The organism is Psychrobacter proteolyticus, assembly GCF_003350005.1.
GTDB lineage: Bacteria > Pseudomonadota > Gammaproteobacteria > Pseudomonadales > Moraxellaceae > Psychrobacter > Psychrobacter proteolyticus.
This window is the reverse complement of record NZ_QLKS01000002.1, coordinates 455,748-476,419: the sequence shown is the minus strand read 5'-3', so window position 1 is coordinate 476,419 and position 20,672 is coordinate 455,748. Positions and strand designations below refer to the sequence as shown.

20 protein-coding genes are annotated in these 20,672 nt (G+C 43.4%); 7 read left to right on the top strand and 13 right to left on the bottom strand.

Features of this window, described 5'->3' with window-relative positions:
- Window positions 1–67: 67 nt before the first annotated feature.
- Together DXK30_RS06495 and DXK30_RS06490 are read right to left on the bottom strand one after the other, a co-directional pair.
- Complete coding sequence (locus DXK30_RS06495) at window positions 68–562, bottom strand: hypothetical protein (RefSeq protein WP_114700998.1); 495 nt, start codon at window positions 560–562, stop codon at window positions 68–70.
- Window positions 563–922: 360 nt separating this feature from the next.
- Window positions 923–2,005: a CNNM domain-containing protein gene (locus tag DXK30_RS06490; protein ID WP_390178030.1), complete on the bottom strand. Its 1,083-nt coding sequence runs from the start codon at window positions 2,003–2,005 to the stop codon at window positions 923–925.
- On the opposite strand from DXK30_RS06490, the gene DXK30_RS12940 reads away from it, so the two are divergent.
- From DXK30_RS12940 to DXK30_RS06460, 7 genes are all read left to right on the top strand, one after another.
- Window positions 1,932–2,129 (top strand): hypothetical protein, encoded by a 198-nt coding sequence (locus tag DXK30_RS12940; protein ID WP_390178032.1) that lies wholly within the window; start codon window positions 1,932–1,934, stop codon window positions 2,127–2,129. The two genes, DXK30_RS06490 and DXK30_RS12940, sit on opposite strands and share 74 nt — an antisense overlap.
- Before the next feature lie 648 nt (window positions 2,130–2,777).
- Window positions 2,778–3,107, top strand: coding sequence for a preprotein translocase subunit YajC (gene yajC / locus DXK30_RS06485; RefSeq protein WP_114700996.1), 330 nt, complete (start codon window positions 2,778–2,780; stop codon window positions 3,105–3,107).
- Window positions 3,108–3,485: 378 nt separating this feature from the next.
- Window positions 3,486–5,363, top strand: coding sequence for a protein translocase subunit SecD (gene secD / locus DXK30_RS06480; RefSeq protein ID WP_114700995.1), 1,878 nt, complete (start codon window positions 3,486–3,488; stop codon window positions 5,361–5,363).
- Window positions 5,364–5,372: 9 nt separating this feature from the next.
- On the top strand, window positions 5,373–6,635 hold the full coding sequence (gene secF, locus DXK30_RS06475) for a protein translocase subunit SecF (protein ID WP_101205371.1): 1,263 nt from the start codon (window positions 5,373–5,375) through the stop codon (window positions 6,633–6,635).
- Between the two features lie 231 nt (window positions 6,636–6,866).
- Window positions 6,867–8,273, top strand: coding sequence for an MATE family efflux transporter (locus DXK30_RS06470; protein WP_114700994.1), 1,407 nt, complete (start codon window positions 6,867–6,869; stop codon window positions 8,271–8,273).
- 147 nt (window positions 8,274–8,420) lie between these two features.
- A complete protein-coding gene (locus DXK30_RS06465) occupies window positions 8,421–9,152 on the top strand; it encodes an AzlC family ABC transporter permease (RefSeq protein ID WP_114700993.1) in 732 nt (243 codons plus the stop codon).
- Window positions 9,142–9,501, top strand: a complete 360-nt coding sequence (locus tag DXK30_RS06460) for an AzlD domain-containing protein (RefSeq protein ID WP_114700992.1) — start codon at window positions 9,142–9,144, stop codon at window positions 9,499–9,501. Before DXK30_RS06465 ends, DXK30_RS06460 begins: the two co-directional genes overlap by 11 nt.
- 118 nt (window positions 9,502–9,619) lie before the next feature.
- Here the strand turns inward: DXK30_RS06460 and purF are convergent, their stop codons facing one another.
- The 11 genes from purF to DXK30_RS06405 form a co-directional block, all read right to left on the bottom strand.
- The gene (purF, locus tag DXK30_RS06455) at window positions 9,620–11,155 is read right to left on the bottom strand and encodes an amidophosphoribosyltransferase (RefSeq protein ID WP_101205374.1); all 1,536 of its coding nucleotides are present in this window, start codon (window positions 11,153–11,155) and stop codon (window positions 9,620–9,622) included.
- 236 nt (window positions 11,156–11,391) lie between these two features.
- Window positions 11,392–11,889: a CvpA family protein gene (locus tag DXK30_RS06450; protein WP_057759516.1), complete on the bottom strand. Its 498-nt coding sequence runs from the start codon at window positions 11,887–11,889 to the stop codon at window positions 11,392–11,394.
- A 30-nt stretch (window positions 11,890–11,919) separates the two neighbouring features.
- A complete protein-coding gene (locus DXK30_RS06445; RefSeq protein WP_114700991.1) occupies window positions 11,920–12,954 on the bottom strand; it encodes a quinone-dependent dihydroorotate dehydrogenase in 1,035 nt (344 codons plus the stop codon).
- 214 nt (window positions 12,955–13,168) lie between these two features.
- Window positions 13,169–13,570 carry a DUF4870 family protein gene (locus DXK30_RS06440; protein ID WP_227670688.1) on the bottom strand — a complete coding sequence of 134 codons (402 nt, stop codon included), beginning with the start codon at window positions 13,568–13,570 and terminating at the stop codon, window positions 13,169–13,171.
- A 202-nt stretch (window positions 13,571–13,772) separates the two neighbouring features.
- Complete coding sequence (gene gspM / locus DXK30_RS06435; RefSeq protein WP_114700989.1) at window positions 13,773–14,342, bottom strand: type II secretion system protein GspM; 570 nt, start codon at window positions 14,340–14,342, stop codon at window positions 13,773–13,775.
- Between the two features lie 32 nt (window positions 14,343–14,374).
- Window positions 14,375–15,646 carry a type II secretion system protein GspL gene (gspL, locus tag DXK30_RS06430; protein ID WP_114700988.1) on the bottom strand — a complete coding sequence of 424 codons (1,272 nt, stop codon included), beginning with the start codon at window positions 15,644–15,646 and terminating at the stop codon, window positions 14,375–14,377.
- Between the two features lie 190 nt (window positions 15,647–15,836).
- Window positions 15,837–16,295 (bottom strand): phosphohistidine phosphatase SixA, encoded by a 459-nt coding sequence (gene sixA / locus DXK30_RS06425; RefSeq protein WP_114700987.1) that lies wholly within the window; start codon window positions 16,293–16,295, stop codon window positions 15,837–15,839.
- Between the two features lie 57 nt (window positions 16,296–16,352).
- Window positions 16,353–17,645 (bottom strand): NAD(P)H-dependent glycerol-3-phosphate dehydrogenase, encoded by a 1,293-nt coding sequence (locus tag DXK30_RS06420; RefSeq protein WP_114700986.1) that lies wholly within the window; start codon window positions 17,643–17,645, stop codon window positions 16,353–16,355.
- Window positions 17,646–17,770: 125 nt separating this feature from the next.
- Window positions 17,771–18,439 carry a nitroreductase family protein gene (locus tag DXK30_RS06415; protein ID WP_114700985.1) on the bottom strand — a complete coding sequence of 223 codons (669 nt, stop codon included), beginning with the start codon at window positions 18,437–18,439 and terminating at the stop codon, window positions 17,771–17,773.
- A gap of 122 nt (window positions 18,440–18,561) precedes the next feature.
- The gene (gene zapE / locus DXK30_RS06410; protein WP_114700984.1) at window positions 18,562–19,662 is read right to left on the bottom strand and encodes a cell division protein ZapE; all 1,101 of its coding nucleotides are present in this window, start codon (window positions 19,660–19,662) and stop codon (window positions 18,562–18,564) included.
- A gap of 133 nt (window positions 19,663–19,795) precedes the next feature.
- A complete protein-coding gene (locus DXK30_RS06405; RefSeq protein WP_114700983.1) occupies window positions 19,796–20,455 on the bottom strand; it encodes an alpha/beta hydrolase in 660 nt (219 codons plus the stop codon).
- Between the last annotated feature and the right edge of the window lie 217 nt (window positions 20,456–20,672).

Sequence of the window (20,672 nt, the reverse complement as noted above, 5' to 3'; positions counted from 1 at the left end):
GCTAGCTCGACCAACTAGTGTTTATATAACCTATTGTATTTTTGAGTCTTGCTTGGTCAATGACGACTTAATTAATAGCTACCTGTGATACTGCGCGCAAGAGCACTGCATTACCAGTAGACAAGGTTAAGGTCACACGAGATGTGGTGACAAACGATACTTGCTGACCGTTTTTTACCCAGCTCTCATTGGTTGTTACATTAGCTTTAGCTTGTGAACCAGTAATCACCACATTATCTACAGAAATATCATAGCGATAATTAGACGTATCATTCCAGCTGTTTTGGAGCAGCTTTAAATAGGCATCTTTGTCCAGACTGGTAGACTTACCCCTTCTAGATAAAGAAATAAGCGCGTCATCTGACACAAGGCTCGATACTTGACTGATGCTCTGGCTATTCGCTGATGCTTTCATTGCGGCGGCATAGTTCTGTACCAAATTTTCGGTCATAGTAGCCGCTTGTGCATTGATACTGATGGTGCTGGCTACTGCTACGATTGCAGTGATGCTGGCACCTTTCACCAATAGAGCTAATAGCCTATTTCCCAATAATTTTTTCATGATAATCCTTAGCGATATTTTTTTCGTTAGTGTCATATAGTGACGATTAACGCCCTTTTATCATTTGTTTTGGCAGTGCATCTGTATAGGTATATCTATATAAGTATACTCATATCATATGCCGAGCCTATCATCGAATTCTCACAGCCATGTGACACCCTGTGTAATTATTGCGAATAAAAACACAGGCTATCAAATAAAATATTTATAAGATTTTATGCTACAAATCCAAGCTCAAACAGTTAAAGTCTCTGTAGCTCAGCTTTATAGCCAACCCCATAATGAATTGACTATTTTTAAACCGTCAATCCTTAGAACCGTTAATACTTATTAAGCTACCTAGGTTAGAGTCTGGCTTAATTAAGGCTTAAGCTCGTTGTTACTGTCTTCATACTGTTCATCATCACTGAGCTTCATACCCAAACGCTCTACCCGTCTATCCATCATCTGACGTGCTAACGCTTGCATATCTTCGACACGGTCTATCTCATCAACAATTTCAAGACCTAACAATGTCTCAAATACGTCTTCTAAGGTGACTAGACCTTTAACTTCACCATACTCACCAACCGTAATGGCGATATGAATACGATTTTTTAGCATTAACTCTAACAAGTCAAACAGCTTCATTTTAGAGAAAACAAAAGTGATGTCGCGCTGAAACTGCGTCAATGGCTTATGCATAGCATGATTGACTTTAGCCAGTAGCATGTCAGTTTTTAGGACAAAGCCTGTAATGTTATCCAAATCACCATCATAGATTGGCAAGCGAGAAAACGTCAACTTTGGACGATCAACCAATAGCTCAGCGACGGTTTTATTCTCTTCGAATGCGAGCATCACTGAGCGCGGTGTCATGATGTCTTCGACTTTAATCGCGCCAAATGCGAGCAAGTTCCGAATGATACGTGACTCTAGTGGATCAATTTGACCCGACTCTTCACCAATACTAGCAAGAGCAGCAAACTCACGGCGACTAAATGTTTGCGGCTCTTTACCGCGTACCAATAGTTTCGTCAGACGCTCTGAGAACCAAATTAACGGGTATAGCAGCATGATGATGCCACGAACGAAATAAGCAACCAAACCACTTAGCTGACGCCAGTAAACTGTACCCAAAGTTTTTGGGATAATCTCAGACAAGAATAAGATAGCAAGCGTCATGAGGGCAGAAAACAGACCAAACCACGCACTACCAAAGACGATTGTGGCCTGTGCACCAGCACCGATAGAGCCGAGTGTATGAGCAACGGTATTTAACGTTAAAATAGCGGCTAGTGACTGGTCGATATTGTCCACTTTGAGGCTTTTAAGCATTTCTGCTTTTTTTGGACTGGTTTCTTGCACATCCGCAATAAACGATGGCGTCATGCTCAGCAAAACAGACTCTGCTAATGAACAGACGAAAGAGACACCAATAGCGAGTAAGACAAAAAATATCAATAAAGAAACGCTAAGCGCAGTTGGTGCTGCGGCCTCGCTGGACGTTGATACAGCACCAGCTGCCCACACTGCCTGCGGTATCAGAAGAATTACCAATGCAGATAGTGCCGAAAAAGAAGTATAACCAAATCGAGAACTAGTAGTCATTCTCGGGGGAGGCTCTGCAGATGCGTCTTTACGATTAGCACGCGGACGACATAAACGAGGTACAAACATAAAAGTGGTGAACAAGTTAGGTAACCTAAAAAGAGAAAAAGGAAGATAATGTCATGAGCAATTTATATCGATTTTCAGATTACTATTAATGAAGTAATAAAAGACCTCTGTCTATCGTATAAATAGTTACTCAAAGCTGATTTAGCTGATTTAATCGCTATTTCAAAGCCATACTATGCTTCAATAAGCCGTATTATGGTTCAATATTTAGCATACTAAATGCAGGCAATCATTGCCATTTGATAGTAGCATTGATGATACCATTTCACAATAAGTCGCCATTTTTAAGTTTTTGTTTTTTGATGACTTTTATTACCTTACTATTAACGGCTGTATAATTACATCTTTACTACGCAATTCATGACAGTTATTTAGCCTGGGGCTTTATATGGATTATCTGAATGTAGTAAAAACATTGTTGTCCTACCCGTTGGCTGATAGTATGCCTTACGCTAAGAAAAACACGCTCAGCCTATGATTAACAGTTACTAAGTCTGGGATTTTTTGTTACTATGCGTCTAATTTTATTATTGTCTATGACTTACTGAGAGATATTATGAGCTTATTTATTCAAGCTGCCCATGCTGCACCAGATACTGCAGGTGCTGCAGGTCTATTCGGCCAGATTTTACTGCCTGTTGCGTTTTTTGCGATTTTTTACTTCTTGGTCATTCGCCCGCAGTCTAAGCGTACCAAAGAACACCGTGCCATGGTTAACGCATTGACCGTTGGCAGTGAAATCATTTTCGCTGGTGGCTTAATGGGCCGTATCAAAGCAATCGAAGGCGATTACGCTGTTGTGAGCCTAAACAACAATACTGACGTGAAAGTACAACGTGCTTCTGTTATTTCAGTATTGCCTGCTGGCACAATCGAAAGCGTCTAATTAGAATGTTCACTGGTTTTTATTAGTGAATACTCAATAGTCGTCACATTAATGAATGTAATGACTAAAAAATGACCGTATATGATTTACGGTCATTTTTCGCTATTAACACAGTAAGGTAAAATTGCTATATAAATTAGGCTTACTGTTTAGATGTCTTATCTTTATCCAATCTAGCCATATGATTTTTGGTGACCGGATAAACAGACATCTGTATTATTTGCTTTACTGTTTTATGCGTTACTATCATCGCGGATGATCGCAATGGTGCATGATGACGGCTGCTGAACATAGCACTCGACCGTTGCTATCGCTAACTTCCCATCTGCTAACTTGTGGCCTACGTCGCCAGTCGTTTATCAACTTAAAGAAGTGATTATGCAATATCCCGCTTGGAAATACTTACTAATTGCCGTCGTGCTAGTCGTTGCCGGTCTATATGCTGCCCCCAACCTTTACCCTGACGAACCTGCTGTGCAGATTACGAGCGCAGCCGCAGGAACTCAGCTATCTGAAGGCATTTTAACCGAGTCTCAAAGCTTACTCGAAGAGGCAGGTCTAGATAACCACGATGGCACGTTTGAGGGCAACAGCGCGCTGGTACGCCTCAACAACCCAGTCGATCAGCTAAAGGCGCAAGAAGTGCTACGTCAAAACTTGGGCGAAGACTATGTCGTTGCCCTTAACCTAGCACAAACTACTCCGCAGTGGCTACGTGATATCGGTGCAAGACCGATGAAGCTTGGTCTTGATTTGCGTGGTGGTGTACGCTTTGTTCTCGAAGTCGATATGGACAAGGCGCTTGAACAGCGTTTGACCAGTGCCAGTCGCGATATGCGACGTGAGCTACGTGCTGAGCGAGTAGCAATCAAAGGTATCAAAACCGAAGATCGCGGCGTGGTATTGCACTTTGCTGATACTGATACTCGTAACCGTGCACAGAACGTATTACAAGGCTCAATGAGCAATACGTTTAACTTGCAGTCTTCTATTGATGATCAAGGTCCTGCATTGGTCTTATCGTATAACGATGCGACACTTGATGAAATCAATAGCTACGCGGTCAACCAGAACTTAACGACTCTACGCAATCGTATTGCTGAGCTGGGTGTGACCGAAGCTTTGGTACAGTCGCAAGGCGCTAGCCGTATCGTCGTTGAGCTACCTGGTGTACAAGATACTGCTGAAGCAAAACGTGTACTTGGTCGTACTGCAAACCTTGAGTTCCGTATGGTAGCAGAAGATGCCGATACCTATACTGGCGGCATACCTCCAGCAGGTACAGAGGCATTCCCATTCGAAACACTGGATGGCCCACCTGTATTGTTAGATCGTCAAGCGATCGTCACCGGGGACAAAGTAACCAACGCGCAAACTGGCTTGGATGAAAGCGGTCTACCTGAAGTAAGTATTACCTTGGACAGTGCTGGCGGCAAGCTCATGCAGAACGCCACTCGTACAGCTGTTGGTCAACAGATGGCTGTATTGTTCATTGAAAACAAACAAAGAATCACTTACGAAGAAGATCCAGCCACTGGTGAAACGACTGAAGTACGCACACCTTACGCTGAAACCAAAGTCATCAACCGCGCCAACATTCAAGCAGTACTGGGTTCATCGTTCCGTATTACTGGTTTAGACAGTAGTGCTGAAGCCGCTGAGCTTGCGCTATTGCTACGTTCAGGCGCACTTGCTGCACCGATGTACTTCGTAGAAGAGCGCACTATTGGTCCATCACTCGGTCAAGAAAACATTGATAAAGGATTGTTCTCTACGCAGGTTGGCTATCTATTAGTCTTCGCGTTTATGATTATCTTCTATCGCCTGTTTGGTGTAATTGCCAACGTTGCGCTAGCCGTTAACGTTATTATTATCATTGCGATTATGTCAATTTTGGGTTCATCACTTACCCTACCGGGTATCGCAGGTATCGTTTTAACCATCGGTATGGCAGTTGATGCCAACGTACTGATTTTTGAGCGAATACGAGAAGAGATTGCCAATGGTGTCCGGCCAAAATCAGCCATTGTGGCAGGTTTCGATCGCGCATTTAGCAGTATTTTTGATGCCAACATTACAACCTTATTGGTCGCGTTTATCCTATTTGCGATTGGTACTGGTCCGATTAAAGGCTTTGCGATTACGCTAGCTATTGGTATTGTCAGCTCGCTATTCACTGCAATTTTGGTGACACGTGCACTGGTACAAATTGCTTATGGTAAGCGTAAATCCATCAAAAGTCTGAGCATCGGTTAGGAGAACATTATGGCGATCGATAATAACAACCCTTTAGAACAGCAGAATAATCCTGATCGAAATGGCTCAAACGGTGAGACGACTAATGCAAGTACGCGTCGCCGTAACAAACCGCGTCGTGATGGTAAAGGTAGCAATACTAAAACCAATAACCCTACTACCGCAAAGTCAGGCAAAAGCCCTAGTCGTCGCGGTGGTAAAGGTCAAAATGCCAAAGACAGTCAAGCGCTGTCTACCGCTATTGATTCTGACGTAATATCAGGTGACGCCGCTGATGATGCCGCAGCTGTCGCTGAAGGTGGCATCAAAGCAGTTGGTAACCAGCGTATCATTCCATTTATGAAGATAGAAAAGCCGATGGCATTACTATCTTTATTTATGGTGATCGGTAGTATCATTGCTATCGCGGTAAACGGACTGAACTTAGGTCTTGATTTTACTGGTGGTGTCTCTGCTGATGTGCGTTATGAGCAGCCTGTTGAGCAAGTTGCTGTTGTACAAGCACTGGCAGACAATGGTTTCGATGATGCGGTTGTACAGTATCTAGGTACTCGTGAAGAGCTACTCGTACGTCTACCGCCTCAGTCTGATAACGTCGATGGGCTAAGTGCAAATCTGACGCAAGCATTGGCCCTACCTAGCAACACCGCTACAATTAGCAACGTGAATATCATCGGTAGCCAAGTTGGTAATGAGGTTTATTTAAACTCAGTCATGGCATTGGTGTTAGCACTGGTATGTATGCTTGGCTATGTTGCCCTACGCTTCCAGTTCAAATTGTCTCTAGGTGCCGTACTATCACTATTCCATGATGCTGTCGTAACCATCGGTGTATTTGCACTATTCGGCTTTCCGTTTGATTTGACGGTATTGGCTGCGGTATTGGCATTGATTGGTTATTCATTGAACGATACCATCGTTGTCTATGACCGTATTCGTGAAAACTTCCGCCGTGTTCGCGGAATTACGCCTGAACAGACGATTGATTTATCGTTGACCGAGACGCTACGCCGTACGATTATGACCATTTCAACTGTTTTGTTGGTCGTACTAGCCATGCTCTTCTTGGGCGGTGATGGACTATACTGGTTCTCAGTAGCTCTGTTTATTGGTTTACTTGCGGGTACTTACTCATCGACTTATATCGCCAGCTCAATTCCGCTGCGCATGGGTCTGTCGCGTGATGACTTTATCGTAAAAGTAAAACCAGAGTTTGAAGAAGAAATCGTTACTTTCAACGATCCCAAAATGTTTGAGCAAGACAACGTTTAGTAAGGTATATTAGATGGTTTGATACGCTGAAATAGCGTGTTATCACATTCTATATAATTACTGATTGCACAGATACAACGTTTAAATAAGAGCACCTGACTCATGAATAATGAGTCTAGGTGCTTTTGTCTTTATAGCTATTTTGTCTCTTACATTAAATGTACTGCCTTACAATTTTATTATTATTTAACGAATATACCTCTTTATCGTTCACGTATAAACGAGTCACCCATGTCAGCTAAATCCGCACCTTCTCACGCGATGCCACCTATTGACACAAGCTATAAACGTATTGTCGCGATTGCACTGCCTGTACTGCTAGCCAATTTGGCCATGCCATTGCAAAGCGTGATTGATACGGCCATTGTAGGCAATATGAATGACACGGCGAAACTTGCTGGTATGGGTCTAGCCATACAGTTGCTGTCGCTATTGCTTGTTAGCTTTAACTTTTTGCAGTATGCGTCATCTGGGCTTGCTGCGCAGGCATTGGGACAACTGGCGAATAATACTAGCAATACATCAGCTGTATCAGTGCCCACGCCTTTACTGTCTATCTTGCAACGCGCGTTACTATTGGCGTTTGTTATCGGAGCAATATTACTACTGGCAAAGCCATGGCTGATTGATTTTGGCTTACAAGCACTATCAGCAAATCCTGAAAGTGGACGCGCGGCGAAAACCTATTTAGACGTACGCTTTTGGGGCGTGATCGCGGAGCTGATGAACTTTGCATTTATTGGTTGGTTTGCAGGACAAGGTAAGACCCGTTATATGCTGTATCAGCAGGGTTTTATTGCCGTACTTAATATCGTACTGACTCTGTTTTTTGTATTTGCAATGCAGATGGGATTGGCTGGTGTCGCACTAGGAACGACTATTGCATTTTGGTTTGGAATACTGATGGCACTGTGGTTGAGCCGCAAACATTTAAAAATATCGTGGTCTGTATTATTCAAAGCGGATCGACAGTATTTTACGAAAGAAAAGATGCTTAGGCTATTTTCTTTAAACAAAGATATCTTTGTACGGACGCTTATCTTAACGCTAAGCTTTGCTTGGATTACTCGCCTATCTGCCCAAAGCGGTGATGTCATACTGGCTGCCAATGCTATTTTATTGCAAGTATTAAGTATATCTGCCTTCGCTCTTGATGGCGTCGCTGTCTCTGCTGAAACGCTGAGTGGACAAGCTGCAGGACGTCGCGATTGGCCACGTTTTCGTATTATCATAAAGCGTACAGGCGTGGTTAGTTATGGCCTTGCTATCATGTTGAGCGCCATTTGGTGGCTTGCAATGCCTACGTATTTAGGATTTATGACCAATATTGAGTCAGTGTTTGCTCTCGCCTATGATTACCATTTATACGCTGTACTATTGCCTCTGGTCGGTGTTGGTGCCTATTGGCTGGATGGGATATTTTTCGGTTTGACGGCTGGTAGTGTGATTCGTAATGCGGCGCTGATACTGGCTGCTATTTTCTTCCCTTTGAGCTGGGTGCTCTATCAGCAATGGGATATGACTGGTATTTGGCTTAGCGTGTGGTGTCTATTATTATTGAGACTAGTCATTCTAGGCGGGTTTTTGTACCGTGCCAATCAGACTGGCAGCTATGAAAAACTACAACCTGAAGCTTAGTTAATTTTATACTATGTTTGCTCTATCAATTTTCGATAAATCATTTTTATTAAGCTCGTTTTTAATTTTGCAGCAATACAGTTTGAATTAATAATTTTTATATCGATAGATTTATAAAAATATCATAAGAAAAATTTAGGATGTCGTGTGAATACTCATTCAAATGAATTAAGCCATCAACATGAAAACCGCTACCACTGGGCTGAGGGCTTTAAGAAAAGCTTGCCAGTTGCTATGGGATATCTGCCTGCCGGTATTGCCTTTGGTGTACTCGCACAGGTAGCAGGTATCCCGATATGGGCAACGATTATGCTCAGTATCGTTCTCTATGCTGGTGCAGCTCAGTATGCTTGTCTGCCAATGCTAAGCGCTGGCCTACCGATTGGCAATATCGCCACCAATATTGCCGCGATTAATCTACGTCATGTATTCTATGGTATGCCGTTATTACAGTATCTACCAAAAAATAAGCTGGCCAAGACATATTGTCTGTTTGCTTTGACCGATGAGACTTTTTCGATCATGACAAGCTTACCAAATGAGTCACGACGAGCCTTGATACTTCCTATTAGCTTATTTAACCAAAGTTGGTGGGTACTCGCGAGTACGGTTGGCGTAATGATTGGTAGTACGCTCAGTGATTTGGTGCCAAATTTAGATTTTGCGTTGGTTTGTCTGTTTGCAATTCTCGCTTATGAGCAATTTCAAAGTATCAAACGCTACTTCCCAATTGGTATTGCCGTGCTTGGCTTAATCATTGCTTCGCTATTTACCAGTGATTGGTTGCTACTAGTAGCCATTACTATCTGTATGTTTATGATCTTGGTACGTGGGTTTTGGATAGAGCGTCAAAAGACGGGAGACTCTTATGACCAGTAGTTATCTTATTTTTGCCACGCTTGCCATGGCAGCAGTGACCTTTATCACTCGTGCATTGCCAGCACTGATACCTAGAAAGCTGCTCGATACACCTTGGCTACATCGGTTAAATGAGAGTTTGCCATTATCAGTGATGGTGCTGCTAATTTTGACTAGCCTGTCCTATCAAGACGTATCGACGACTGTTACTTTGAATGACACCGAGTTGCATCTATTAATGGCTCAAATCGGCGCACTTATTTTGGTATTGTTTATCTATCATATCAGCCGTCAGCTTTTGGTCAGTATGGTTGTCGGTATTGCGGCAATCAATGGTCTATTTTGGTTATTTAGCAGTTTTCTAGGCTAAAACTGTTTCGCCCATTTATATAAACGCCAGTACCCTTAGCGATATTTTAAACATAAAAAAGCTAGATTCTATTTAGAATCTAGCTTTTTTTAGCTAAAAACAATGGCTTTAGTTTAGCTTAAAGCTCTTCTACACCCATCATATCAACTGGAGTATCAGCCACTATTTGTACGCCTTTTTTACCAGTTTTTGCAGTATCATTACGCTGCTCTTGCAGGTGATCAAGATACGCTTCATTGATTTGGCCAGTGATGTAGCAGCCGTTAAATACCGCACAATCAAAACCTTCCACTCGGCTATGTTTGGTATCTTTTACTGCATCAATTAAATCATCCAAATCTTGGAAAATCAAACGATCGGCGCCGATGATATCACGTACTTCTTCAACACTATTACCTGAGGCAATAAGCTCACTACGTACGGGCATATCAATGCCGTATACGTTTGGAAATTTCACTGGGGGCGCAGCACTGGCAAAAAACACCTTGTTAGCACCAGCATCTCGTGCCATTTGAATGATTTCATGACAAGTCGTACCACGAACGATAGAATCATCAACCAATAGGACGTTTTTGCCTTTGAATTCTAGTGGCACAGCGCTCAGCTTTTGGCGAACTGATTTTTTACGCTGCTGCTGACCTGGCATAATAAACGTACGACCGATGTAGCGGTTTTTCATAAACCCTTCACGGTACTTGACGTTCATTTTTAGCGCCAGCTCCATTGCTGAAGTACGCGACGTATCTGGAATTGGAATGACCACGTCGATATCATGATCCTCACCCCATTCAGCAAGGATTTTATCTGCCAGTTTTTCACCCATGCGTAGGCGTGATTTGTAAACTGAGATATTGTCCATAATCGAATCTGGACGAGCAAAGTAAACATATTCAAAGATACAAGGCGTGTATTCTTTTTGCTCGACGCACTGATGCGTATGCAGTTTATGGTTCAAATCAATGAAAATTGCTTCGCCTGGTTTTACATCACGAACGATAGTAAAGCCAGAACCTGTCAATGCAACTGATTCAGAAGCAACCATATACTCAGTGCCGCCATTCGGTGCCATACGCTTACCAAAGATAAGTGGACGGATACCGTTTGGATCGCGGAATGCAAGTAAGCCATGACCCGTGATCAGAGCGACAACGCCATAAGCACCTTCACAGCGCTTATAGACAGCTTTTACTGCTTCAAAGATATCATCAGCCGTTGGATGTGTTTTGCCTAGATTCTGCATCTCATGTGCCAGTACGTTTAACAGTACTTCAGAATCTGAGTCAGTATTAAGGTGGCGACGATCTTCGATGTACAAAGATTTGGCCAAACTCTCAGCATTAGTCAAGTTACCATTGTGCGCAAGGGTAATACCATAAGGTGAGTTAACATAAAATGGCTGCGCTTCGGCGCTGCTAGAAGTGCCAGCTGTCGGGTAACGAACGTGACCGATACCGAACTTACCAACCAGTTTCATCATATGACGATTCATAAATACGTCACGTACCATGCCATTTTCTTTACGTAGATAGAGTCGCCCATCTTGCAAAGTGACAATACCTGCTGCATCTTGCCCGCGATGCTGTAGCATCGTCAAACCGTCATAAAGAATCTGATTGACTGGTTCGTGAGCTGCAACTCCAATGACTCCACACATAATAGCTATATCCTATTTTGACTCATACATTAGTACGACAATAACGGCAAAATTAACGACAGTATATTGCTAAAATCATTCACTGTCGCACGCCGCTAACCTGATGATATTGTAAGAAACTTAACGAGATTTTTCGATAATCTGTTTTTGATTATCAGTGACACGTGCAAACATTTAGAAGTATAAAAAGAAGTAAAATAATGGACAGTTAGATAAAATAATAGGCAATTAAACCATTATGACTGATTGACCTGATCCCAAGCCATGCCTAATACGTCCGATACTAACGCCTTACCCATCGGTGCATATGGCATTAGCTCTGGCGCTAGTACGGAGGTTTGCCACTGCGGCATCTGTACTAGCAATGGCGCACTGACGCTCAGTACAACCAAGACCATTAGTACGTTTTTGGCAGCACCCAGTACGCCGCCTGCCATTTTATCCAAGACGCCCAAACGTAAGGTTTTGAGCACGCCTGAGAATACAAACGCCATCAGATGCATGATTGCCAAGATCGCAATTACTACCAATAAAAAAGCCATTGCCATCTGTAGTACAGGATTTTGTACGATACCCGTCAATTGGGGCGACACTACTCCTGCCAGCCTAGTAGCAGCGATAAGGGCGATAAACCAACCTACCAAGCCTATTGCTGTTTTAATCAGTCCTACTTGAAAGCCGCGCCATAAGCCAATCAAGACAACAATAGCAATCACAATATCTAAACCACTCATGCTCTACGCCTTATTACCTTATTTATTGGACTAGCTTTCCATGGCATCGTAATAGCCACCGATTGCCTGAATGCAAGACTGCACCAGCCCAGGACCACGATAAATAAGCCCCGTATAGAGCTGTACCATGTCTGCGCCTGCTTCGATTTTTTTGACGGCTTTAGCACCACTATCGATACCGCCCACGCCTATCAAAGCGACTTTACCATCTAATTGATCAGAGAACTGTTGCAAAATCTGAGTACTAATATGACTCACAGGACGACCGGACAGACCACCCATTTGGTCGCCATCACGCAAGTCTTCGACACCTACGCGGCTTAGTGTGGTATTGGTGGCAATCAAACCATCAATTTCAAAGTCTATTAATTGCTGCGAGATATAATCAACTTGCAATGGCTCTAAATCTGGAGCAACTTTAAGCACTAATGGAACATAAAAACCATATTCAGTAGCTAACTGACTGTGACGATTTTTAATTGTATCCATCAGCTGAGTCAGTGCTTCACCACTTTGCAAATCACGTAGGTTTTTGGTGTTTGGCGATGAGATGTTGACCGTGATGTATGAGGCATGCGGATACACACGCTCTAAGCAATACACATAATCATCGGCGGCTTGCTCTACTGGCGTATCGGCATTTTTGCCAATATTGATACCGATATTGCCTTTATATTTACAGCGTTTGACATTGTCGATTAGATAATCAACGCCTTCATTGTTAAAGCCCATACGATTGATAATCGCGTCTGCTTGCTTGATTCTAAACAGTCTTGGCTTGTCGTTGCCTACTTGCGGTCTTGGCGTGACGGTTCCTACTTCTATAAAACCAAATCCTAGCTCAGCCAGCGCATCAATGTAATCGCCGTTTTTGTCCATGCCTGCTGCCAGACCAACTGGGTTAGAAAACTGCAAACCCATACAGTCTGTTGGTTGCATTGACTGACCATACGCCAAGCCTAAAACACGCGCTTTATGCGCTTTATCCAATAAAGATAGCGTCATCTCATGGGCGTGTTCGGGATCCATATTAAACAAAAAAGGACGAAGTAAGGCATAAGACATAGTGATGGCAGACCCTGCTTGGAAGAAATAGTGAATAAAAAATGCGAATGAAATCGGGCGCAGCGATTATATCAGCTTAACAGAAATAAGAGCAAAGTTTCAGTCGCTAAATTTCTACATTTAAGCGGTAACCAGTGCTGATGAAGCTCTGCTACGTAACGATAACCTGCCGTTTTCTAAGCTAAAAACATAGTACAAAGGTACTCTTAAAAATCTACGGTACTGGACGCCCATCAGTCAACGCAATCCAACCACGTATAATACGATATAAATGCCAAATAAAGGTAAAGGTCATAATCAGTAAACCAAGCCCGGCCAATAATATTGAGCCAATAGCAATATTGCCACTATCCGCCAATACGCTAACGCCAAAGCCGCCTAATGCAAAGGTAATCAAAATAATGCCAATGACGAACCAAACGATACTGTACCAAAAGGTCTTGATTTGCCAGTCAAAATGCGTGGCTAACCATGAACCATTAGCATCATGGCGCTTGGCATAGTTCATGACAATCGGCACAACCCACAACAGACCTGCAGTAAAGTAGCTGATCACATATAAGAAATAAGTGATATGGTTATAAGTAATTAACGAACGGCGCTTATCGTTGCTCATACTGTCCCGCATTATGTGAGGTTTTCCTTACTGGTAATATTGTTATTCAATAGTTATATGATTAACTATTTAATGGAGCCGGATAAATGGCTTTTCAATGATACCAACGATAAAGCATTATTTTGCTGTCGAGGATTGAGTGTCGAGTACTAGACACACAGTGTTGTAAGTATCTAAAATTTCTATCACAGTCTGACGCGTTTTAAGAAGTGACCGTTGCTTGTACCTGAATAGATTTATTGGTCAGGTCTTGCTGCATAGATAGCTGTGTAAATTGCCAACCTTGCTGTTCAAGCTTACCCAGTGCAGTGCTGACAACCGCTTGACTAGGATGCGTAAAGCTCAGTTGCACTGCATCACCAGTCGCAACCACCTGAGCACCTGCTATACCTGAGTTATTGAGCAGCGCATTGATACGACCAGCAGGCGGCATATCAGCCTCTCCAGTAGAGTTATTCCCAGTATTCAATGCACTACTATCAATATTACCTGCTTGAGCACGCAACCAAAAATAATCCGCCACTTGCTCCTGATAGTCACTCTTACTATCGCTCGCTGCTTGATGAACGCTATAGCCACCATAGCCGCCAATAAACAACAGTAAAAATATAGACAATATAGCTAGCGCTAGTTGATCACGGGGAGGTAATGCTTGCCAGCGCGTTGTTAGTACATTTTGATAATTGTTCATACGCTCTGAGAATACATGAGCCTTAGTACTGGTTGCAGAGACCGCTGCATTACGTCTGGTACGGCGTTGTAATTGTTTCATGTTTTGACCTTTATTACCAATACCTTGATGAGTTACGACGCTGCCGCATTATTTGCCATAGCACTGTTTTCTGCAAGATTGTTTTCCACCACATTGACAGTGACTTGACCACTAAACTGACCTTGCTCATTACTATTCACTTGCGCAAGTTTGGCATTTAAGCCTTGTGCTACCAGCGTGCTTGTAAATTTATCAAGACTACCGCGATCTGGGGCAATCAAGGTAAAGCTGAGCGCTGATGGCTGCATTACCAGCGACTGTGCATGCAATGAGGACTGTTTAATTAATGGTGATATGCGTGACAGTGCGGCCATATGCGATGCAGGCGCTTGGCTATCGCTACGCAGTTTTGGTTGCAGCTGTACTTGCAGTTTGGTGCGCGTACTCAGTGGCTCATCGGCGAACCAAGACTGATACTGTGCCGCAATTGTAGTCTTGGTTGCTGCGGTCGCTTCATTATACTTGTACCACTGCACACCATCGGTTGCCATTTGCAGCACTAACGCTGATAGCGCAACCATCATGGCCACTCGCAAATATGGTGATAATTGTGAGTCAGTAGATTTCATAAAGAAATTAAGCGCGTGACGTTCGGGACTGTCAATTGGCTTAGGTACTGTAGGCAGAGTCGTCAGTAGCAGCTGATGATCGGCGATCAACGCTTTAGTTTGCGCTATTAAATCCATGGGCGATGAGGAATCTAGTGAGTCAAGCGATGCGTCAATAGGTGCCTCAATAGACGATAGCACCATTACTTCACTCAAATGCGGGAAACGCTCAAACATTAGCGGTAAATAGCTGACGGCCATACCCTGACGCAATGATTGGCGCAGCAGCATAGTCTGCGAATCTTGATAAAGGGTCACTTGTTGACCTGCGCCCTCTTCTGGCGGTGGCAACAATAAAAAGTCTGGCAGTAACGCTACTATATTCATACCGGCTAGCTGCGCGCTTTGTTGCCATGACTCAATGTCGTTTTGTGCCAGTGCGTACAGTTGCGTCGTATCAGCATGGCTCAATTGGCGGATGTTTAATTGCTCAATAGGCGTTAATGAAGTTTCTTCAAATAAATATTGCTTGCCGCTATTACCAAGCTGTTTGAGCTGAGCAGCATTGAGCGCTGTGTCCACGTGCAATGCATGACTTGAGGGAAAATATAGACAAAGCGCCTTTTGGCTATTGGACTTATAGTTACCATAGATTGTTTGCAGCTGTTGCCAACCGTCAACCATTTGCCATTGCTGTACATCTTCGTGCCAGACAGCTAGCGGGCTATGCTGCGCTCGTAACCAAACATGTAACACTAAACGTGTCCTCAATTATTGCTGCGGTTATCAAAATATTGTTAATGATTGATGGGGTTTTTGAAAGAGCTGGACGATTTTATGTGATTGATAAAGGGCTGAACTTTGTACCAATACCATTTTAAATCCGTCATATCTAATCAATTCTGCTCTAGAAAATCGTTTCTAAGCAAAATATTAGAAGTCTAGTCTAATAAGGCTGATCAGGAACAAAACGATCAACTTCCGTTGCCATGCCAGTCATCACAAACTCCATATCAAACACTCTGGCTTCCGCTAAAGAGAACGATTCAGGATAATCGCCTGTAAGCAATCCCGCGATATAGGCGACGATAGACATATGACAAACAACGACCAAACACTCAGCTTCAATATTGGCAATATCTATCAGAGCTTGGCGCGCATCATCCGAGGGCGTGATATTGTCCTGCACAGATGAGGCTACTTGCGGTGCTCGCGACTGGAACGAAGATAAAGTTTGCTGCGCTCTAATATAAGGGCTAACCACAAAACGATCTGGGCTATAGTGAGTGGTCACATACTCTGCCGTTTGTGCTGCCTGCTGCTGACCAAAGTCCGTCAGCTGACGCGCGCTATCTGGACGTGTTTCGTCTTCTGCTTGACCATGACGTACTAATATAATTTTCATAACCTTCCTTGGAGCGCTAAGCTCGACTTTCTTAATACTGCCTTCTAATAATATATCTTACTTATCAGCATCGCTGTCTTTACTTTTGGTATTGCTACCAGAGGTTTTCATATGAGCGGTAAGCGCAGCATTGCTATGATCATGCGCCATGACAAACTCAACATCGCTACGGAATCCTGCTTCCATTAAATGTAGCGCAACGCCTAGAGCAGCCTTGTCTTCATAAATGACTGCATAGAGTGCATGGGTAATTGGCATATAGATACCCGCTTTGGTCGCTTTTTCATGTACTTGCTGAATAGTATTTACCCCTTCAGCAGTCTGTCCAAGCTTTTTGACCGCGGCATCAATGCTCATACCACGACCGAGCATATTACCGATACGATAGTTACGACTTAGCTCTGAGCTACAGGTGGCGTATAAGTCGCCCACCCCTGACAAGCCCAAGAAAGTGAGCGGATTGGCGCCTTCTTCAACACCAAAACGACTCATTTCTGCCAAAGCACGAGTAAGGATCATCGCTTTAGTATTCTCACCTACTTCATAAGCTGCTGCCATACCCATGGCAATTGCGTAGATGTTTTTTAGCGCGCCGCCAAGCTCGACGCCGCGTATATCATCACTAGCAAATACTCTAAAGAAGGCACTGTGTAATGCTGCTTGCACGGCATGACGCAACGGTTCCGACTCACTTGCGATAACCGTAGCAGACGGCATATTTTTCATGATTTCGATAGCGAGGTTCGGCCCTGACATGACGCCAAAATTCACTTCTGGCAGCACTTCTTTAATAATATCACTCATCATCGCAAAGGTGTCTTTTTCCATACCTTTGGTCAACGATACAATAGACTGACCACTGATAAAAGGTGCGATGTTTTTTAGCGTTTCGCGAAAGGCCAAACCTGGTACAGCAATAAAAACAATGTCTTTGTCTTTGACGCTTGCCGCCAAATCATGGCTGTATTTCAGTCGATCATCAAGCTTATAGCCTGGTAGATACTTTTTATTGGTCTGTGTTTTGGCCATCGCTTTTACGGTACGTTTGTTACGTACCCATAGCGTGGTATCACAGCCATTACGTGCGGCTAAATTTGCCATTGCCGTACCGAAGCTACCACCACCTAAAAATGCCAAACGCAGCTTGGTTGGATTGCTATGAATGTCGGCCATATCCTTTGCCACAGCGGATTCAACAGGACTAGGATTTGACTTTTTACGGCCGAGACCTGACTTGGTTGCCCGCTCAAAAATACCTGCAAGCATACCGTTCTGCTTTTCAGACGACTCTTTATCCGTTTCATTACTAGCACTGGTGTTGTTTTTATTGCTATTGTTAGGGCTTGTCATGTTCTTTTATCCGTGTTGACTGACGTATTATCAATAGAATCTATCGTGCTCAGCTACTGCCTTATTATCTTTCAATTACAACTTTGTGCAATTATAATCTTATTAATAGACAGCACTGAGCTACATTACGACTCGAAGCGAACTAGCGGTTCGATATCAATAGGTTTGCGTTTGGACTCATCCTTGGGACTTGTGCCAGTATAAACAAAAGCGGTCACATAATCATCTGGGCCTACGCCAAAATACGCTTTTACCGCAGGCTCATTACATAGCAGCCCAGTGCGCCAAACGGTACTAAACCCTTGAGCTTTTAATGCCAAGATTAGATTTTGCACAGCAGCGCCTGCACTGAGCATCTGCTCAAAAGGTGGCACTTTTTTGTGTTCTTGCATTTGAGTCACAGCCGTTATGATCAGCGGCGCTCGCAGCGGCATATTTTGAGTTTTAATGATAGTCTTCTCAGACAACTCTTCGCCATCTTGTAGCGCTTTTGCTTGGCCAGCTTCGAGCAAGGCACGGCCTAATTCATGGCGCGCCTCACCTTGCGTCACGATGAACCGCCAAGGACGCAATTTTTTATGATCTGGCGCAGTTGCCGCACATTCGATGGCAGATTCAATCTGCGCACGCGTCGGTGCTGGCTCATCTAGATTGCCCATACTGCGTCTTGAATTGATCCAACCTATCAGCTCGTCACTGGTAGATGAAATATCATTCGCTGCTACGTTCTTCACAGACAGTTTTTTGTCTTCTATTTCTTGGCTTTCATTATCAGCATTGTCAGCTGTAGTCATTGTTTTATCCTTAATTTATTATTATCTATCACTACTTATTATTTATAATATCATTTTCTTATTTTTTAACAGTTATAGAGCAGTTGAGAGCTACACACAGGCAGTCTCAACTCAGCAATAAACTACGCAACATCTTCGACTCGGTGGTCCATGCGTAGGTAGTCTTCTGACTGCATCTCAAGCAGACGTGAACGAGTACGTTCAATCTCAAACGCCAATTTTTCTCCTTGATACAAGTCTAGAATCGGCTGCTCTGCACGTACCAATAATTTCACACGGCGATCATAAAATTCATCGACGAGATAAATGAAACGTCGCGTTGGATCACGCAAGTCATCATCCAGTGCTGGCACGGAGTCAACTAAAACGGTGCTAAAGCGTTTGGCAAGCTCAATAAAATCAGCGGCTGATCGCGGCGCCATACAGAGATGACGGAAGTCACAGAATAAGATATCTTCGGTACAAGCGTTGATTTTCACGTCTCGTCCATTGATAGTAATGGGCTCTTTACTGATTTTCTGATTATTCGATAAGCTCGCAAAACGGTTAGCTAACCAATGGTAGTTCGCCTTAGTAAGCGGCGCTTCGTATAGCTCAGCTTGCTGCAATACGCGCAGACGATAATCAATCCCAGAGTCGATATTCATTACCGTCGTATGACGCTCAACTTCCGCAATGGCAGGCATAAAACGGTCACGATGTAAGCCATCTTTATACAGTCCAGCTGGCTCAATGTTTGAGGTCGCAACCAAAGTAATACCGCGATTGAACAGCATAGTGAACAAATCGCCCAATATCATGGCATCAGAGACGTTAGAAACAAAAAACTCATCAAAACAGATGATAACCGCTTCTTTATAAATAATATCAGCGACTTTTTCGAGTGGATCGCTCTCACCTTGTAGTTTGTTAAGCTCTCTATGAACACGCTGCATAAAATGATGAAAATGCAGACGCATCTTGCGCTCGATGGTCAACGAGTCATAAAACATATCCATCATCCACGTTTTACCGCGGCCGACACCGCCCCACATATAAAGGCCTGTTGGCGCGACTGGCTTAGATTTTAAAAAGCCAAAAAAACCTTTCTTTTGCGGAGCGCTATTGATGAGCTGATGGTATATCTCATCAAGATAGCTCATGGCCTGAAATTGCTGCTCATCCCGAGTAAACTCATCTGTACTGACGGCTTTCTCGTAACGTTGCAATGGAGATAAACTCATAATACGACTCATCGTTGGATTAAATAAATATCAAAATAGTAGGATAATTTAGCACGGTGCTGGTGCTACCAAGCAAGCCATGCTAAACCATATCAAAGCAGAAGCTATCAAGCTGAGTTAGCTATGAATAAACTTAGCTGTCTTGCCCAAAGCTATGCTTGTCTAATAAGCCTTTGAGCTCTGACAAGCGACCATGGAAGAAATGACCTGCGCCATCAACCACGCTGACTTCAATGCCTAATCGGTCTGCAAATGCCTGCATATTGTCAGGTTCAATCACTTCGTCCGCATTACCATAAATCTCAAAAGTTCTATCCGCAGGCAAACTAATATCAGTACTGTCGTTTTTTTCGACTGATGGTGCGATAAGGGCAATTTTCGTCACTTCAAAGTCACCCAGCCCCCATATATGTGCGGCCTCAAGCACTTGTTCAGCCACGCGTGCTGTGACATAGCCACCAAAAGAAAAACCACCTAGCCATAGCTTTCGAGCATTGGTTTGTTCAGCAATCCATTGTAGCACGGTCATTGCATCGACCACTTCACCTTCCGCGTAATCATGCTCGCCTGTCGATTGACCAACGCCGCGAAAGTTAAAGCGCACCACATGCATACCGTTGTCACGGGCAAAGCGATACATAGTGGTGACCACTTTGTTATTCATCGTACCATCAAACAACGGATTAGGATGGCACAGCAGCGCCACCGTGTCTGTATTTGGATCATTAGGATTGTCATTTTGCCACAGTGCGTCAACCTCGAGCACGCCAGCAGGAGCAGGAATTAATTGCATAGTATTACTTATTAATAAAAAATGAATGGCTCAATTATCCTAGATACAATTTATATTTCAAGTGATTTGCTGTGTACGGATGCGACTTGTTTTATTTTTGGTCAATAACGGTTGTCTGTAGTTTTGCAATATTGCTGTTCTTGAGGTTGCAAATTGATTTATATTCAGTGCAAGGTTCATCGGCAATATACCCGTAATACAGCACACAATAACTGTC

Excerpts from the sequence above, each read along its gene's own strand:
- DXK30_RS06495 (WP_114700998.1), bottom strand. The coding sequence starts at position 562 with ATGAAAAAATTATTGGGAAATAGGCTATTAGCTCTATTGGTGAAAGGT.
- DXK30_RS12940 (WP_390178032.1), top strand. The coding sequence starts at position 1,932 with ATGCTCAGCAAAACAGACTCTGCTAATGAACAGACGAAAGAGACACCA.
- yajC (WP_114700996.1), top strand. The coding sequence starts at position 2,778 with ATGAGCTTATTTATTCAAGCTGCCCATGCTGCACCAGATACTGCAGGT.
- secD (WP_114700995.1), top strand. The coding sequence starts at position 3,486 with ATGCAATATCCCGCTTGGAAATACTTACTAATTGCCGTCGTGCTAGTC.
- secF (WP_101205371.1), top strand. The coding sequence starts at position 5,373 with ATGGCGATCGATAATAACAACCCTTTAGAACAGCAGAATAATCCTGAT.
- DXK30_RS06470 (WP_114700994.1), top strand. The coding sequence starts at position 6,867 with ATGTCAGCTAAATCCGCACCTTCTCACGCGATGCCACCTATTGACACA.
- DXK30_RS06460 (WP_114700992.1), top strand. The coding sequence starts at position 9,142 with ATGACCAGTAGTTATCTTATTTTTGCCACGCTTGCCATGGCAGCAGTG.
- purF (WP_101205374.1), bottom strand. The coding sequence starts at position 11,155 with ATGTGTGGAGTCATTGGAGTTGCAGCTCACGAACCAGTCAATCAGATT.
- DXK30_RS06450 (WP_057759516.1), bottom strand. The coding sequence starts at position 11,889 with ATGAGTGGTTTAGATATTGTGATTGCTATTGTTGTCTTGATTGGCTTA.
- DXK30_RS06445 (WP_114700991.1), bottom strand. The coding sequence starts at position 12,954 with ATGTCTTATGCCTTACTTCGTCCTTTTTTGTTTAATATGGATCCCGAA.
- DXK30_RS06440 (WP_227670688.1), bottom strand. The coding sequence starts at position 13,570 with ATGAGCAACGATAAGCGCCGTTCGTTAATTACTTATAACCATATCACT.
- gspM (WP_114700989.1), bottom strand. The coding sequence starts at position 14,342 with ATGAAACAATTACAACGCCGTACCAGACGTAATGCAGCGGTCTCTGCA.
- sixA (WP_114700987.1), bottom strand. The coding sequence starts at position 16,295 with ATGAAAATTATATTAGTACGTCATGGTCAAGCAGAAGACGAAACACGT.
- DXK30_RS06420 (WP_114700986.1), bottom strand. The coding sequence starts at position 17,645 with ATGACAAGCCCTAACAATAGCAATAAAAACAACACCAGTGCTAGTAAT.
- DXK30_RS06415 (WP_114700985.1), bottom strand. The coding sequence starts at position 18,439 with ATGACTACAGCTGACAATGCTGATAATGAAAGCCAAGAAATAGAAGAC.
- zapE (WP_114700984.1), bottom strand. The coding sequence starts at position 19,662 with ATGAGTTTATCTCCATTGCAACGTTACGAGAAAGCCGTCAGTACAGAT.
- DXK30_RS06405 (WP_114700983.1), bottom strand. The coding sequence starts at position 20,455 with ATGCAATTAATTCCTGCTCCTGCTGGCGTGCTCGAGGTTGACGCACTG.